Source organism: Levilactobacillus fuyuanensis, from assembly GCF_003946395.1.
Lineage (GTDB): Bacteria > Bacillota > Bacilli > Lactobacillales > Lactobacillaceae > Levilactobacillus > Levilactobacillus fuyuanensis.
The window spans coordinates 70,517-86,958 of record NZ_RHNZ01000003.1 but is presented as its reverse complement, the minus strand read 5'-3'; the positions used below and the strand labels follow the sequence as shown (position 1 = coordinate 86,958).

The following is a 16,442-nucleotide window of genomic DNA, read 5'->3' as shown; positions in this document are numbered from 1 at the left end:
TGAATTTTTGGTATAAAATTGGATTTTTGAAATAATGAAAAAGCTAACAAGTTGACTAGTCAACACAACAATGACGCCCAATTAGTGGGTAATTTGGCAAAACAAATTCTCTAGGTACACGTTTCTTTCATCAATATGGTTATAATGAAAGTATCTTAGCATGTGAGAAGGAATGGGTATGAAGGATATGGATGCGCACCGCCGCAGTGAGCAGGCCGTGTGGCAGGCTCGGCAACAGACCGAGCTGGCGAAGCTAAAGGGTGCCCAGCGACATTTGGTGTTAAACGTTGGGGCCTACCTAGCAATTTCAGTGATTGAATTTTACCTTGCCATCGTTGGTCACTCGCAGACGTTGCGAGCGGATGCATTTAATAATTTATCGGGGATCATTGCGTCCGTCCTTCTGATGGTCGGGCTCTACATTGCCCGGGATATTCACGACGATGACCTGATGGGCCAGCCATTACCCGAAGATTTTGAGAACAGCGGTCAGCGCTTGCAACTGACACGGTTTCACTACGAGACCGTCTTCACCCTGATTACGGGGCTGGTAATGATCGTCATTGCCGCCAGCGTTATTTTTTCCGGAATCAAGAGCCTGATGCATCCGGATACGCAGGAGATCCCTCGGGCAATCACGTTGGTCGGGGCTGGGATTGCAACGGTTATCATGCTGGGGGTCTGGTGGCTGAACCGGCGAGCGGGTCGAAAGCTTCAGAATGCCGCGTTGACGGCCGCTGCCCAAGATAGTCTGAGCGACGCCGTAACCAGTCTGGGCACGATGGTGGCTATCGGTGGCGCGCTATTTTTCAAGCTGAGTTGGCTGGATGGCGTGGCCAGTATCTTGGTCGGGTTCTTTCTGCTCGCGGCGGGGGTTAAAATCTTCCGCGAGAGCAGTCTGAATTTGGCGGACTACTTTGATCCGAAAGTGGAGGATCAGTTTCGCCAAACGGCAGAGAATTTCCCAGAAGTCGAACGCGTCACAGAGCTGAAAGCCCACTACAATGGGAACGTGGTGACGTTGGAGCTGGTGATTGCGGTTGACCCCCACATGGAAGTTCAGGAGAGCTATCGTTTAGGGGAAGAAATTGAGGCAGCAATGCGCTTGCAGTTTGGGATTGTGGATACCGACGTGATGGCGGTACCGGCAAGTTAGATCGTATATGAGGAAAGGCACTCGGTCAATTTGACTGAGTGCCCTTTTTTGAGACTATTTTGAAGACGTTGTATGCTAGGGTTCTTTTTAGACTTATTTGGATGTTCTAAGTAATGGTTGTGACTAGTAATTAATATCTGGTTAGTTGCAAGCTAATAATCAATATTTAATTATTAATAATTAAGGCAAATAATAGTGTGGGATAATATGGTCAGCAACTGCTTATTTTGTAACAGCTCCCGCAAAGAACGGCTCCGTCACCGTTAACGTCTTTGCCGTGCAGTCCAATTCCGCCGACAGACCATAGGGCAAGGCGGTTCGAGGATAGGCGTGGCCAAAGTTAAAGTTGGTCATGATGGGTGTGTTTAGGTCGCTAGTCGTGGTCAATAGTGCCTGACAATAGTCGTAGTAGTAGCGCTCGTTCTGCGGTTTGCCGGTGATGATGGCGCGGACGTTACCGAGGATACCAGCATGTTTGAGATTCTGTAGCATCGTTTGGTAGGCGGCCGGTGTCGGCTGCTCTTCGCTGGTTTCTAGGAAAAGAATCTTGTCACGCCACGTCTCCGGTGCCGGTAACAAGTCATATTTCTGAGCAATCTTGGGTTCGTCAGGGTAGCGGGTGTCCGTCAGCAGGCTGTTGAGACTGTCGATACAGCCACCCAGGAGGCGACCCGTGACGCGGCCCGTTCCGCGAAGGACTTCGTAGCCACGAGTCTCGGGATGGCTACGCCGTGGCGTGTCCAGTGCGGCTGGAGAAAAGTCCGTGCGTTCCTCGTACCAAACGGGACTACTGGTAATTGCCGTGGTGGCTGGGTTTTGAAAATAATGGGTTAACGTCTGCCGCGTATAAGGCAGCAAGTCTGGGCCAAGTTCGGCCAAGTCATTCAACAGATTCGGGCCATAATAAGTTGTAAGGCCTAATCGATACAACATCAAATGGTCGACTGTGGTGTCGGAAAAGCCCGTGAATAATTTGGGATGCGCCTGAACGGCCGCAATAAATTCCGGGTCGTCCAATAAGTAGGGAGCCAGACGGTAGGTATCAATCCCGCCAATGGCACAGATGATGCCCTTGATTTGGGGATCGGTGAAGGCCGTCTTCAGGTCGGCCGCACGGGCTTCTGGGTGCGCCTCAAGATAGTCGAGTCCCTTGAGCGCGTTGGGCATGGTGACAGATGTGAGGCCCAATTCTTGCAGGCGTTGTTGGCCGCGAGTGAGCTCGTGGGCGGCGAAGTCCTCACCTAGAACACCACTGGAAAGACTGACGATGGCGACGTTATCGCCAACGGTTAACGGATAAGGTTTAAGCATGAACAGACCTCCTATACGAATAAAATTATCGTTATTCTACGCCTTTTAGAGGGGAATTTCCATGGTTACCAAAAGGTGCCTACTCCCCAAAAGGCGCCTAACGCGGTAGAATAGGAAAAAACACCGGGAGGTCATCACGTGAAAAAGTCATATAACAATGGTGTTGAAGCCACTTTGGGCGTTATTAGTGGCAAATGGAAGCCCCAACTTCTCTGCCATTTGGGCAATCGACCACAACGGACGTGTGATCTCCGCCAAAAGTTACCGGCCATTTCGCAAAAGGTTCTGACGCAACAGCTGCGGGAACTTGAAGACGATGGCATCATCAAACGGTTGGTATACGGCGACCGGGCACCTTTCAAGGTGGTCTACGAGTTGACAGACTTGGGTCGCTCGCTGGGCCAAATTCTGGTGCAGATGTCGCTGTGGGGCGAGCAACGGGCCAGTCAGGTGCCGGATATGGAAATTCAAAATGACCATGATGGATTTGCTAAATTATTACAGAATTAGTGGGAGGCACTTCAAAGTGCCTTCTTTTTTTATGGCCAGCGAGCCTTTATGCTAGGTGATGTTGAGGAGGTGGTTCCATGGAACCCACAATTCGTGGCCTCGAAGCCACGCGGGCAATCGTGACCCAGCCCATGCAGTGGCAGGTTCTGTTGCTCCTGGCCGAAGCGCCCCAATCGCCGGGGATGTTGTCCCGTCAGATTCCGATTTGGCAGCATTGGCGGTGTTGGCGTGGCCTACTGCGGCTCCAGCGCCACCAACTCGTGATGTTTCACATGAAACAATGGTGCTGGTCGTTGACCACCGCGGGGGAAACGCTCCGGCCCATTTTAAACGCAATTCAAACCTGTAACGCAACTCAGAAAGGTGGAAAATCTAATGACACATAAGTTTATGGCACCCTATACCTTTAAGAACGGCATCACACTGGAGAATCGGATGGTCATGTCACCAACGACCACGATGTCCAGTTTCTATGACGGCCACGTGACAAACGATGAAATTGCCTTTTATGGCGCTCGTTCCGGTGGTCTGGGCATGATCATTGGCGAAGTGGCCAACGTGATTGCAAGTGGCAAGGGCTTTGAAGGCGAGCTATCGATTGCTAATGACAGCGATATCGCTGGGCTGAGCGAACTGGCCCACGCCATGAAGCGTAATGGGACCAAGGCCGTGCTTCAGATTTTTCACGCTGGGCGTAAGTCTAACGACCAGATTCTGCGGGGCAACCAGCCCGTCAGTGCCAGTGCGATTAAGGCCGCTTATCCAGCCGATTCTCAGACGCCACGGGAGCTGACTGCCGATGAGATTGATGACATCATCACGGCCTTTGGTGAGGCCACGCGCCGGGCGATTACTGCTGGTTTTGACGGGGTCGAACTCCACGGCGCCAACACCTATTTGCTGCAACAGTTCTTCTCTCCTAATTCCAACCAGCGGACCGACAAGTGGGGCGGCGACCGCGATGACCGGATGGCGTTTGCCAAGGCCGTCATCGCCAGTGCACATGCCGCCATTGACCAGTACGCAGATCAGCCATTCCTGCTGGGTTACCGGATTTCACCAGAAGAGATCGAAACGCCCGGTATCCGCTTAGCCGATACCTTGGCTTTCGTGGATATGCTGGGAGATTCCGCAGTGGATTACGTTCATACGTCGATGGGCTCTGCCCAACGGACGTCGCTGAACGACAAGTCCGATCACGAGCCAATTATTGCAAAGCTAGTGGCACAATTGGCTGGCCGTAAGCCATTGATCGGGGTGGGTTCCGTGGAAACACCAGCGGATGCCGATGCCGTTCTGGCCATGGGCACCGACCTAGTTGCCATGGGACGTGAAATGATTCGCGAGCCCCAGTGGGTGGAAAAAGTTGTGGATGGGGATGAAGCCAGCATTCGCTACCAACTTTCTCCGTCCGAAATGGATGAGTTGAAGATTCCACGTGCCATGCAGGACTACCTGAACGGGGCCTTCTATTCCGTGATGCACTTTACCACGGATCCCGAGGTCGCAGCCGATTATCAGAATCAGGCGGCACCGATGGAAGGGTTTGAAAAGAAGATGTAAAGAGTTGGCGGCGTTCGTCGCAACTAGCTAAACTATGACAGAAGGGTGCCGAGACCAATCGTCTCAGCACCCTTTTTTTAGGAGTTAGTCGCTATATTAACTTGTTCCAAACCGCTTTTAATGGTCGATGGATGGTTGCCAGTCTACGTGATGGTTAGGCTGGTTGACTGTTAATTTTCCGAATTTTACTGGTACTGTTAGCGTAAGAACAGGTGCCTTGCCGATTCGATTTGATAGCGTTCGGCACTGATCTTGGTTTGCCAAGAAAAAAGGCTTGAATTGACTTCAAGCCTAGGATGACACGCTTATTGGTTAACCGCAGTTCTCTGTTGTAAGTTCGATGGCAGGAAACTATCGGGTTCATGATTCTCCATTAATTGGGCATAATGGTCAACCTTGAAGTTAATCGTGGCGAGATGCTGTTGAAGATCTTGAATCTCTTGCAAGGTTCGGGCTTGCTGTTCCTTCATCATCTCGTAGCGTTCTGGGACGGTGTCATCGCCGTCTTGTGCGAGGTCGAGGTAATGCTTGATCCGTTCGACTGACATCCCAGTTGCCCGTAAGCAAACGATGATGTTGAGCCATTCGAGGTCACTGTCCTCAAATACCCGGTTGTTATTGGCGTCACGCTGGACAAATGGCAACATGCCATGTTCATGGTAGTAACGGATGCTGTAAGTGGAGATTCCCATTTTTTCGGCGACTTCGTGAATGGTATAAGACATTTTGAATTCCTCCCGACGAGATTGACCTTCGAGTTACTCGAAGCAATTGTTCATTAGCATACGGGAAAGTGGCGATAATCGCAAGTATTTAGGCCTGAGAGTGGTTGTGGGGCGTGACCGATCGTGCGACAAGTAGTCGTGAGTTTTAACTATATACGAATTTAATAACGACTTTTATATTTATTATTCGTAAAAATGAAAATAAATGTAGACTTAAATCGGTATATACCGTATGATGGTGAAGAAATACGAATAAACCGTTTCTAGTGGGGAGGAAATGATTATGCACTGGGTAGCCGATTTGTTAGCGGCCATCGGGGTAGTATTAAACGGCATCCCGCAGGGAATTATGGCGATGTCGCTCGGTTTTGCAATTTTTCCAACGATGTTTTCTTTTATTTTTGCGTCAGCGATCAACGGTGCCTTTAGTTCTGTCGCACCATTATCGTTTCAGGCAGAGTCGCTGGCCCTAACCGGTAAGTTGGGTCGGGACTTACGCGAACGGACCTCGATTATCTTGGGCGGGTCCATCGTGATGTTGCTGATCGGGGTCACCGGAACCCTTACCAAGATTGTCGACATCCTCGGTAACGGCATCATGGCGGGAATGATGGCCGGGGTGGGCATCATGCTGGCCAAAATTGCCCTGGGGATGGCGAAGACTGAACGTCTGACTGGGTGGCTATCGGTGGCGTTGGCCGCCGCGACCTACCTGATTACCAAGGATTTGGTGTGGACTATCGTCGTTTCGGTAGTCGGGTCCAGCCTTGCTGCGGTCTTTGTTCAACACTACCGCGCGGAGCTACCCGAGCACGTGACGGCCCGGCGGTTTGTCTTTACCAAGCCGACAGTTAACGTGCGCGTGGTCCGTGGAGCGCTGAGTCTGGCATGTTTGAACATCGGTGCCAATATTTCTTACGGCCTGATTACCGGTCAGATGACGGGTAAGAAGCCGAATCCGGTTGATTTAAACTTACTGACGATTACACAATCCATCGCCGACATGGGGACCAGTCTGTTGGGTGGGGCCCCGGTCGAGGCCATTATCTCGGCAACGGCCAGCGCGCCTGAGCCAGTCGTTGCCGGGATCATGATGATGCTGATTATGGCGGCGATTCTGGCCGTCGGGTGGTTGCCCAAGCTGGGTAAATACGTGCCGAGCGCTTCGATTGCTGGTTTCTTGTTTATCCTGGGGACAGTCGTTATTTTCCCGGTCAACGCCGGTGTGGCCCTACAAGGACCTACGGCAACTATTGCGGCGATTACGCTGGTGATTACGGCGGTGGCCGATCCCTTCGCCGGATTATTGGCCGGAGCAATTCTGAAATTCTGTTTGCCACTTTTGGGACTGGGGGTTTAAGCGTTGAAAACTTTTGAGATTAAGATTGGGCCGTTAACCCGGCGCCTGCCGATCATGCCAATCAGTGACACGACATCGATTGCGTCCTTCGTATTGCTGGGCGATGCTGAACTGACGGATTATGCGGCTCAGGCCTTAGCGAAGCGCGTGCCGGCAGATTTCGATTATTTCGTCACCTTAGAGAGTAAGGGAATTCCACTGGCGCAAGAATTGAGTCGCGTCACGAATCACCCCCAGTTCGTGGTCTTGCGGAAGAACGTGAAGGACTACATGGTAGCGCCGCTGACGGTGCCGGTAAAGGCCATCACAACCAGTGCGCCACAGCAATTGGTCCTAGACGGAACCGATGCGGACAAACTGGTCGCTAAGAAGGTTGTCATTGTCGATGACGTCATCAGTAGTGGCGGCTCACTCGCGGCGGCCCAAGCCTTGATCGAGAAGGCTGGCGCGACAGTCGTGGGGCAGCTGGCTATCCTGGCCGAAGGTGACGCGGTTGACCGACCGGACATTGAATTTTTGGCGGAACTGCCTTTGTTTCCGCGGTAAATACGCCTTGATCTAAAAATTAAACAAACCTGATAAACGACAATGACCGGTGCCGAGAAAGTTGAATGGGCACCGGTCATTGTCGTTAATGTAAGCGAACTTGTTGGAAGATGTTGTAGAATTGCCGGTACGTCGGCAGTTATTTAGGAGCGGTATTCACCCGATAAGTTAGTTGTTTTCATTTACTAAGGGCAAAGTATTATCGCGATAACCCCCGTTACAATAGGGATTATCACCAATATCAGTTAGCAAATCGTTCATATCCCCCGATTAGTTTATTTTCTTAAAATAACATTTAAAATCATGACTTTTAAAACTTTCATAAAATATTTTTCACAAAACATACAAATTCGTAAAATAAGTAGTAATGTCTTTTGGAAAGTGCTTTCATAATTAAATATTCCATCTGAAACCAGCATGTCCAACTCCTTCGGCCTCTTGAATTGAAATCGCTTCCTGATATACTTCGAGGTGGTTAGTTTAATATTTTAAATTTATAGTCGAAGGAGATGCCTCATTCATGGAAAATGCACAACCAAAACGCACCATTAGGCCCATTGGTCAGATTGGTGTGGGTGAAAAGGTTGGGTTTGGGCTTGGTGATTTTGCCTGTAATTTAATTTACGCAAGTTTGTCGAGTTACTTACTCTTCTTTTACACCGATGTCTTTGGATTGTCGGCTGGTGCCGCTTCATTACTGTTCTTAGTGGTTCGGTTTATCGATGCATTCAGTGATCCTATCATTGGATTCTTCGTTGATAAGTCGAATACCCGCTGGGGGAAGTACCGGCCATTCCTGCTATATGGCGCGATTCCATTTGCCATCTTAGCTGTTCTCTGTTTCACGGTACCAAGTTTCGGTGGTGTGGGTAAATTAGCTTACGCCTACGTCACTTACATTCTGTTGTCCGTTTGCTACACGTTCGTCAACGTTCCTTATGGGAGCTTAACGTCCGCCATGACCAACGACCAACAAGAATCTGTTAGTTTAACGACGTACCGGACCTTCTTGGCCAACGTTGGTCAAGTTATCGTGGCGTTCTTCGTGCCATTCTTAGCCGATCTCTTTACGAAGAGTATGGGCGCTGCCAAAGGCTGGCAACTGACCATGGTCATCATGGGTGTCATGGGTGGCCTGTTACTCTGGGGTTGTTTCTTCTCCACTAACGAACGGGTTAAGGTACCAGCTTCACATACGAAGATCAAAGTTAAAGATGTCTTCGAACAATTATTACATAACCGTCCCTTGGTCATCTTGTGTATCTTCTTCTTTGTTATTTACGGGGTTAAGTCCATCGTTAGTTCAACTGGGATCTACTACGTCACTTACTATGTTGGCCGTGCCGACTTGGTTAAGTGGTACTCCTTAGCTGGGACCTTACCAGCCTTAGCCTTCATTCCAGCCATTCCTTGGTTAGCCAACCATATGACCAAGTTCCAATTGATCATCGTCTCCGTGGCTGCCGACATCATTGGGATGATTGGTCTGTTCTTCGCTAAGCCAGAATGGATCGTCTGGATCTTTATTTCTCGTGGAATCGCCTCAGTTGGTAACGGGATGATTTCCGCTTACATGTGGGCCTTGATTCCAGAAACTGTTGAATATGGTGAATACAAGACGAACAAACGGATGGGTGGTGTCATCTACGCCATCATCGGCTTCGTGTTCAAATGTGGGAACGCCTTAGGTGGGATGATTCCTGGCCTGGTTCTTTCCGCTACCGGTTACGTGGCAACGACGCAGCATCAAACTGCTGGTGCCTTACACGGGATCGTTATCGCCACGACAATTGTGCCTATTATCATTTACTTCATCGCTATCTTCTCCATGAAGTTCTACAATTTGGATAAGGAAACCTACAAGCGGATTTCTGCTGAATTGAAGGAACGGAACGCTAAGGAATTAGCTGAAGAAGCCGCTGCCAACGAAGAAAAATAGGAGCTAGTTGCCATATGAGAAATATTCAAAATCCTGTCCTGACCGGGTTCAATCCCGATCCCGTACTCTTTCGAGTCAAAGATAAATACTACATTGTAGTCTCGACCTTCGAGTGGTTGCCCGGTATTCGGGTCTACTCCTCGGATAACTTGGTCAACTGGACCTACGAAACGTCGGTGCTCCAACCAGACAATAACATCAATCTGCAAGGGAATCCGACTGGCTGCTCCATCTGGGGGCCATTCGCCAGTTACCACAATGGCAAATACTACATTGTTTACACCAACGTTAACGCGACTAAGGTGCCATACAAGGACGCTGACAACTACATTGTCACGGCCGATGACATCCATGGCCCGTGGAGCGAACCCGTTTACATCAACAGTTCAGGCTTCGACCCTTCGATCTTCTTCGATGACGATGGGCAAGCTTACTTCCTGAATGAAATTTGGGATTACCGGCTGTCGACGCACAATAAGTCTGCGGGTATCGTGGCCCAAAAGATCGATGCCGATACCTTGGAACTTCAAGGTAAGCCACGCGTGATCTTCAAGGGAACGGCTGCTCGAAAGACAGAAGCCCCACAGATTTACAAGCACGACGGCTATTACTACCTATTATGTGCCGAAGGTGGGACGGAAGCCGGTCACCAAGAAACGGTGGCTCGGAGTCGCAACGTTTGGGGGCCTTACGAGGTCGATCCACAGAACCCAATGTTGACGTCGGCCAACGACCCCATCCTGCCATTGCAGTGTGCCGGTCATGCCAGCATCACCGAAACACCCAATCATGAGTGGTACATGGCGCACTTGTGCACCCGGCCACTCAAGGGTGATGACCCCGTTTTGGGCCGTGAAACCGCTATTCAAAAGGTCGTTTGGACCGATGATGGTTGGCTGCGGTTAGCAAGCGGTGGCAATCATCCTAGCCTAGAAGCCCCAGCACCCGCTGGCGTGGACAGTACGCCGATTCAGAGTCACAGTTTTAGCGATAGCCTGACTGGCGACCACCTGAACACGGAGTACTGGAACACGTTGCGGCAGTTCCCGAACAAGACGTGGCTACAGCCAAGTAAGTCCGGGTTAACACTTGCTGGTGGCCAGTCGCCCCAGTCGGCGTTTGACCAACACCTGATTGCTACGCGGCAAGTGGACTTTTACTGCCGAGCCGCCGTTCAGATGCAGTACAAGCCTGAAAGCTACCTGCAGATGGCCGGGATGACGCTGTACCTTGATCTGGACAACTACGTGCTATTAATGGTCACGCTGGATGAAAATGACAAGCCATGTGTCATTCTCCACCGCTCAATTGCCGGGGAGTTTGAACAGATCACCAAGATTCCGGTCAGTGGTGACGGCACGTATAACTTCAGCATTCAGATCAACGAATCGCAAGCCGAATTTATCGTCAACGATGGGGTCAAGCAGACCTCACTGGGGGCGATGGATGTCAGTTTCCTGTCCGGTGGGTATACCGGGAACTTCATTGGCTTAGACGTTATTGATATGTACAAACGTAACAGTACCCAGGCAACGTTTACTGACTTCACGTACGATGTGACGCGGTAAGCGCGGGGAGAAAATGGTCTAATCTCGCACAGAGGTTAGATCATTTTTCGCCGCTGGCAATAGTCGTCACTGGGACGGGGCGGCGCACTGTCAAATGAAAAGAAAGAATCGTTTAGTGCTACTAGCAGAGTGTGTTAAACTTTTGGTACACACGTGAATTTGTGAAAAAATCAGTCGGGAGTGGACGTTGTGGCGGAATCAGCGAGTCGAAGTAATTCACATGATTATAACTATCAAAGAATTGTTGCGTATATTTTTAATCACCGTGCAACGTCGCGGTCGGCGATTGCCCGTGATCTGGGGCTGAACAAGGCCACCGTGTCGCTACTGTGTAGTGAGATGCAGGATCGAGGGGTCGTCTCCGAGATCGGTTCCGGGTCGGCGTCCTCAAATGGTGGCCGAAAGCCTACGTTGATTGAGATTAATCGGCACTATGGGTATACGTTGACGGTTGAGCTAGATTCCCAGGTGATTCGGGCACTAGCCTGTTACCTAGATGGTGAGACGCTACAGTTCCAGCAGGTCACGACTGCGGGCATCACGGATCTCGCGACAACGTTGGACCAGCTGATCGGTCAGTTCACGGCGATTCTCGGCACGACTCGCGGCTTGGTGGGCATCTGTTTTGCCATCCACGGCATTACCAATGGCACGCAGGTTCAGGAGTCCTTTCTGGATCTCGGCGACTTGGACCTCAAAGCTTATTTCGCGAAATACGGCGTGCCAATCTTGTTGGAAAATGAGGCGAACCTTTCTGCTATCTACTCCCGTGACTTTGTGGAAGAGCTGGGACTGGAGAACACAGTGACGCTGAGCATTCACCAGGGAATTGCGGCCGGTTTTATTTTGGAAAACAAACTTTACCGGGGGTCACAGGGCCGAGTTGGTAATCTCGGACACAACATTGTCATGCCGGCGTTCTCCATCAATAACAGCCGAAGCCAGGTGACGTACCAGGATGTCTACTCCGAGTACGCCGTTATTCATCAGATCAGCGATTTGCTGGGTAAAGCGGATATGTCGTTAGATGAAATTTCTAAACTATATGCCGACCACAACGCCGAGGTGATCACGGTGCTCTCGCAATTTGCCAATGGCATTGCCGGCATTCTGAACAATGTGGTGGGGATGCTCGATCCCGATGTTTTCTACCTGAACTCACCACTCCTTCATCAGATGCCCAGTGCCATTCCCCAGGTCCGTAACTACTTTAAGCGGTTGTCGGGCTACGATATTCCGGTGAAGCTGATTCCGAATATCCAGTTGGCGACCCTGTTGGGCGGGGCGGCGCTGACCAGCCATACTGTGCTGGGGCTGACCGGGATGAAGCTGCACTTCTGGGACTATACGGATAATTAAAATTGTTGGTAAATTGGACGGTTGGTCAGCCTTTACCATAGAACTAAAAAAAGATGTGGGTGTTAGCTGTAGTTACGGTTGACATCCATTTTTGTTCTGAGAGACACTTTAGACAAGCTGGACAAATTAAATGGTATAAATCGTGTCAGAATAGCAAATGGTCAAACTAATCATATTAAAAATAGCTTGTTTAATTTACCGGGTTGACCTATATTTAAGATAGTTAGTTGCGGTAACAATTATTTCGGAAAGCAAGGGATGCCGATGCGAGGGAAAGAATTTGTCTTTGGTTTAGCGGGTATCTTGTTGGGTGGGGCACTACTGACGGTGCCAGCCCAAGCGGATGCACTGCCAAGCCAGTATCAGGGGACGTGGTACGGCTACATAAGTTCGGAAAAGAGCCATCACGTGCGCCATTACGATTTCAGTAAAATTACGGTCAAGTCAAAGCGAATTTCGTTTGATTATCTGTCAACGACGAATGCCCGCTTCAAGAATCTCAAGTGGACCTGGGGCGCGTCTTCATTGGCCACATACAAGGCTAAGAAAGACAAGAAGAATCGCCAGATCTACAAGATTTATTTGCCCGTCGAGGAAGACGATGCGGTCGCTAAGATTCGACTGGGAACGGTCACCGGAACGGGCGCCAGCAAGCAGGTGTTGATTTTAAATGAAGGTTACGAGAATCTCTACCTCTTCCGCCAACCCTTGCGTAGTCATCCGTGGGGCATCGGTTATGAGGATTCATTGGAGCTTTACGATTAGACGGGGAGATAGTTGGCTATGAAAAGGACACAACAATTAATGCTGGGACTGGCGGGATTGGTCGTGGCGATTCTCGCCGGTAGCGTGACGGTTCAGGCCAAGAGTAAGCTTCCGGAGAGTTATCGGGGCAACTGGTACGGCTACGTTTGCTCGGAAAAGGACGGTCACGTGAGAACCTATTACGCCGTCAAACTACGGTTCACCAGCAATCGGATGGATTATAATTACTTACAGACGACCAAGTCCAACCTCAGCCAGCTCGACTGGCAGTGGGGTGAGAAGTCCCTTGTGACCTACAAACAGCGGACCGATAAGCATCATCGGGCTTACTACGAATTGAATTCCGAAGCCTTCATGGACGACTTGAATGCGTTGCAATTGACGACGGTCAAGGTCAATGGTAAACGGACGCAGGCGCTGAACGTCTGGGGCGAGGCGGATGCCGTCTATGCCTTCCGCCAACCGGTCCGGGCGCATGCCTGGGGTTGGGATTTTCAGGACTACATTCCAACGGATGAATAGTGAGGGTCGGCCCTTTAGGTACGGTCATTCCCAGAAGTTTAAATAAATCGTAAACGAAAACCAGGTTCCAACCGCGCGCACTTCAAACGCTGGTTGGAACCTGGTTTCTTCTATATATAATGTTTTTAATGAAACAGCTTAAGTCGTTTGGCAGTCGCTAGTTACTTGGCAATGTAAGTCGTCTTGAAGTCGTAAGGGACCCCGGCGCCGTTGTAAACGATGCTCTTGACGTTGCTCCGTAACAGTTGTGACTTTGCAGCCTGGTACAGTGGAATCGTGCCTTGGTCGTTGATTAAGATCTTTTCGGCCTTGACCAGCTTGTTCCACCGAGTGGTTGGTTTGTTGCCGTCTTGGTTTTCAGCTTCGTCGAGGAGCTTGTCAAACTGTGTGTTCTTCCAGCCGGTCGTGTTGTAGCTGGAGTCGGCTTCGAAGACATCCAGGAAGTTGATTGGGTCGGCGAAGACGGATTGCCAGCCGGCTAACGTTAACTCGTAGTTACCGTTGTTTTGCTGGGTAATCAGTTGCACGTAAGGTACCGTCTTGATGGTCACCTTAACGTTTGGCAACTTCTCCAAGGAGCTTTGCAGGAATTCTGCGGTCTGCTTGTTGGTGTCGGTATCGGAAACGGAGAGGGTGACGTTGAGTTGCTTATCACCGGTCTGCTTCAGGCCCTTGGCCAGTAAGCTCTTGGCTTGTTTGAGGTCGTAGGAAACGCCGGACTTGACGTAGGCTTCCTTGTTGAAGGCCTCGCCCGTCTTAGGGTTGTTGCCCATGCCACCAGGAACAAAGCCCTTAGAGGCAACTGAGCCGTCTTGCAAGACATCGTTGACCAGTTGGCTACGGTCGATGGCTAAGGAGAAGGCTTTGCGGACGTTGGCGTTCTTGAAGGCGGCGACCTTCTTTTGGTTCAGATCGAGTCGTTCGGAACCGGTTGGGAGGCGCTTAACGAAGTCCTTGCTGTTCTTGTTGTTCTTGATTTGTTGGCCACTCAGCAGCGTCTCGTCGGTCTTCTTGGCGTTGTAGAGGTTGTAGCTGGTCGTGGTGGATTCGGTGACCTGCTCGTTGATCTTGGTCAGGTGAACAGCCTTCTTATCCCAGTAGGTCTTGTTCTTGGCCAGCGTCCAGGTCTTGCCAGTCCCGTTCCACTTGGTCAGACGGAAGGGTCCGTTGTAGACTGTCGTGGCGGAACTAGTCCCATACTTCTTACCGTATTTGTTGACGGCGTTTTGGTTAACCGGGTAGAAGAGGGGCCAAGCGAGGAGTTTCTTGAAATAGGAAACGGGTTTGGTGAGTTGCACGGTCAGCTTGTATTTGCCATCGGCCTTGATGCCCAGGGCGCTCAGAGACTTCTTACCCTTGTTGACGGCCTCGGCGTTCTTGACTTGGTAGAGGTAGAAGGCGTCTTGTGAAGCCGTCTTCGGATTCAGCGTCCGTTGCCAGGAGTAAACGAAGTCTTTGGCCGTTACGGGATCGCCGTTGGACCACTTGGCATCTTTACGAAGATTGAAGGTGTAAGTCTTGCCGCCGTTGGTGACCTTGGTGCTGGTGGCGAGGGCGTTGGCTGGTGTGCCCTTGCTGTTGAGGCGGTAGAGACCTTCCTGTGTGTTCTGCAGGACGGTAAAGCTCAGCGTATCTGTGGCCTGTGCGAGATCGGAACTGGCTAACTCTGAAGATTCGGTCCAGTTCAATTCCTGTTTGGCGGCGTACTTGTGACTGCTGTTACTACTGCTGGTTTGACTCCCACAACCTGCTAACGTTAAGAGGCTCAGTGCGGCAATGGTTAAAATCGTTCCTTTTTTCTTCATCCCAAAACATCTCCTAAAAAAATAAAATCGTCCTTATGTAATTTACATAAGGACGATTTCACTCGCGGTACCACCTTGTTTCATGGGGGGCTCACACCCACCATCTCCGTAACTTCTGTTGCCAAAAGTCGGAAGCGGTAACGGGCTTCAAATCGAACAATCAGCTTTCACCAATTGTTAGCTACCAGGCTCATCTTCGCGGTTCCGTTGTAAGCCACCTTTTCAGCTACCGGTGGTCTCTAGACTTAGCGGGAACAACTACTCTTCCTGGTGATGCGTTCATGTATTTCTAACTTGGCTCTAATAATAGTCGTTGGTTGGGGAGATGTCAACAGGAAGACTTTAGAAAATTAAAAGGCTTTGTAGCAAGGATTGACGGCCATTTATAGAAAGAACTCGTCAAAAAAAACTAAAATATAAAAATATTTATCATTGTTCTCACACTTTAGAAAAGCGAATGAGACGGTCTCTTTAAACTGAATGATAGTAGCTAAAAAAGAATCACCATTCAATCTACCAGGGGGTAGGTTGAACGGTGACTCTTGTTTTAGTCATGTAATTTTAAAACGCTTTACCCAGCCGCATAAGGCACCGGTTTACTGTAGTAATACCCCTGAGTCATGCCAACATTGTAACGCTTGGCCAAGTCGACGTCGCCCTTGTCCTCAATACCTTCGAGGGTGAACTTGAGATGATATGTATCGGCAACATTACGCCAGAAGTTGAGGCTGGTCATCATCTCTTTTTGCCGATGTTGGAACCGGTAGTTCTGCATCGCAAATTTAATGCTGTCCATAAAAGGTAAGACATCCTGAATGGCTTCACACCACGGGTTGTCCGTGCCAACATCATCTAGGCTCAGCTTGATATCGTAAGCCTGGTAGATAGCGACATAGCGGTGAAGTTCCTCCAACGAAGGGGCTTCCGTCAGCTCGACGATTAAATTTAAATTTTGAACGGACTTCTTCAGGTGAATCAGGTGGCCAATGGTCCGCCGATCCGTGAATTGTTCGCGGTTTAAGTTGAGTGAAATTTCGGGGTTATCTTGATGATCCTTTAAAATGTTCGTGATCTCTTGATAGGACAGTGAAACCTGCTGGTCCATTGGTAGCGCAGTGAAATCAGTTGGCGTTACCCAGTAGTCATGGCAATATGAGCGTAATAACAATTCATAACCCGCTAATTTTTGCGTAACCGCGTTGATCTGCGGTTGGACGAAGAATCGATACATTTTAAAAGAAAATCCCCTTTCTGTTGAAACGTGGACTCAAACAATAGAGCCTATTATACATCATCACTTAATTAATTTACAG

At 49.9% G+C, this 16,442-nt stretch carries 15 protein-coding genes; 11 read left to right on the top strand and 4 right to left on the bottom strand.

The features are described from left to right. Positions 1 to 178 precede the first annotated feature (178 nt). Complete coding sequence (locus tag EKM73_RS01520) at positions 179 to 1,156, top strand: cation diffusion facilitator family transporter (protein WP_125700226.1); 978 nt, start codon at positions 179 to 181, stop codon at positions 1,154 to 1,156. Positions 1,157 to 1,378: 222 nt separating this feature from the next. On the opposite strand, the gene EKM73_RS01515 is transcribed toward EKM73_RS01520, so the two are convergent. Then, positions 1,379 to 2,467, bottom strand: a complete 1,089-nt coding sequence (locus tag EKM73_RS01515; protein WP_125700225.1) for a S66 family peptidase — start codon at positions 2,465 to 2,467, stop codon at positions 1,379 to 1,381. Positions 2,468 to 2,605: 138 nt separating this feature from the next. Here EKM73_RS01515 and EKM73_RS01510 point away from each other — a divergent pair, with 138 nt between their 5' ends. From EKM73_RS01510 to EKM73_RS01500, 3 genes are all read left to right on the top strand, one after another. Next, positions 2,606 to 2,977, top strand: a complete 372-nt coding sequence (locus EKM73_RS01510) for a winged helix-turn-helix transcriptional regulator (RefSeq protein ID WP_125700224.1) — start codon at positions 2,606 to 2,608, stop codon at positions 2,975 to 2,977. A 77-nt stretch (positions 2,978 to 3,054) separates the two neighbouring features. Continuing rightward, entirely contained in the window at positions 3,055 to 3,363 is a 309-nt protein-coding gene (locus EKM73_RS01505) for a hypothetical protein (RefSeq protein WP_125700223.1), read from the top strand. Beyond that, entirely contained in the window at positions 3,353 to 4,540 is a 1,188-nt protein-coding gene (locus tag EKM73_RS01500) for an NADH-dependent flavin oxidoreductase (protein WP_125700222.1), read from the top strand. The genes EKM73_RS01505 and EKM73_RS01500 overlap by 11 nt, the downstream gene beginning before the upstream one ends. Positions 4,541 to 4,845: 305 nt before the next feature. Here the strand turns inward: EKM73_RS01500 and EKM73_RS01495 are convergent, their stop codons facing one another. Beyond that, positions 4,846 to 5,265 carry a MerR family transcriptional regulator gene (locus EKM73_RS01495; RefSeq protein ID WP_125700221.1) on the bottom strand — a complete coding sequence of 140 codons (420 nt, stop codon included), beginning with the start codon at positions 5,263 to 5,265 and terminating at the stop codon, positions 4,846 to 4,848. Positions 5,266 to 5,548: 283 nt separating this feature from the next. Here EKM73_RS01495 and EKM73_RS01490 point away from each other — a divergent pair, with 283 nt between their 5' ends. The 7 genes from EKM73_RS01490 (at position 5,549) to EKM73_RS01460 (ending at position 13,324) form a co-directional block, all read left to right on the top strand. Next, positions 5,549 to 6,625: an NCS2 family permease gene (locus tag EKM73_RS01490; RefSeq protein WP_125700220.1), complete on the top strand. Its 1,077-nt coding sequence runs from the start codon at positions 5,549 to 5,551 to the stop codon at positions 6,623 to 6,625. A gap of 3 nt (positions 6,626 to 6,628) precedes the next feature. After that, positions 6,629 to 7,171, top strand: a complete 543-nt coding sequence (locus EKM73_RS01485) for a phosphoribosyltransferase family protein (protein ID WP_125700219.1) — start codon at positions 6,629 to 6,631, stop codon at positions 7,169 to 7,171. A gap of 520 nt (positions 7,172 to 7,691) precedes the next feature. Beyond that, complete coding sequence (locus EKM73_RS01480) at positions 7,692 to 9,110, top strand: MFS transporter (protein ID WP_125700218.1); 1,419 nt, start codon at positions 7,692 to 7,694, stop codon at positions 9,108 to 9,110. Between the two features lie 14 nt (positions 9,111 to 9,124). Further along, entirely contained in the window at positions 9,125 to 10,678 is a 1,554-nt protein-coding gene (locus tag EKM73_RS01475) for a glycoside hydrolase family 43 protein (RefSeq protein WP_125700217.1), read from the top strand. A 189-nt stretch (positions 10,679 to 10,867) separates the two neighbouring features. Further along, positions 10,868 to 12,037, top strand: coding sequence for an ROK family protein (locus EKM73_RS01470; protein WP_125700216.1), 1,170 nt, complete (start codon positions 10,868 to 10,870; stop codon positions 12,035 to 12,037). Between the two features lie 264 nt (positions 12,038 to 12,301). Then, entirely contained in the window at positions 12,302 to 12,802 is a 501-nt protein-coding gene (locus EKM73_RS01465; protein WP_125700215.1) for a hypothetical protein, read from the top strand. An 18-nt stretch (positions 12,803 to 12,820) separates the two neighbouring features. Continuing rightward, entirely contained in the window at positions 12,821 to 13,324 is a 504-nt protein-coding gene (locus EKM73_RS01460) for a hypothetical protein (protein ID WP_125700214.1), read from the top strand. A 161-nt stretch (positions 13,325 to 13,485) separates the two neighbouring features. Here EKM73_RS01460 and EKM73_RS01455 read toward each other — a convergent pair whose 3' ends face one another. Both EKM73_RS01455 and EKM73_RS01450 read right to left on the bottom strand, forming a co-directional pair. Continuing rightward, positions 13,486 to 15,129 carry a peptide ABC transporter substrate-binding protein gene (locus EKM73_RS01455; protein ID WP_125700213.1) on the bottom strand — a complete coding sequence of 548 codons (1,644 nt, stop codon included), beginning with the start codon at positions 15,127 to 15,129 and terminating at the stop codon, positions 13,486 to 13,488. A 571-nt stretch (positions 15,130 to 15,700) separates the two neighbouring features. Beyond that, positions 15,701 to 16,360, bottom strand: coding sequence for an EAL domain-containing protein (locus tag EKM73_RS01450; RefSeq protein WP_125700212.1), 660 nt, complete (start codon positions 16,358 to 16,360; stop codon positions 15,701 to 15,703). Positions 16,361 to 16,442 lie beyond the last annotated feature (82 nt).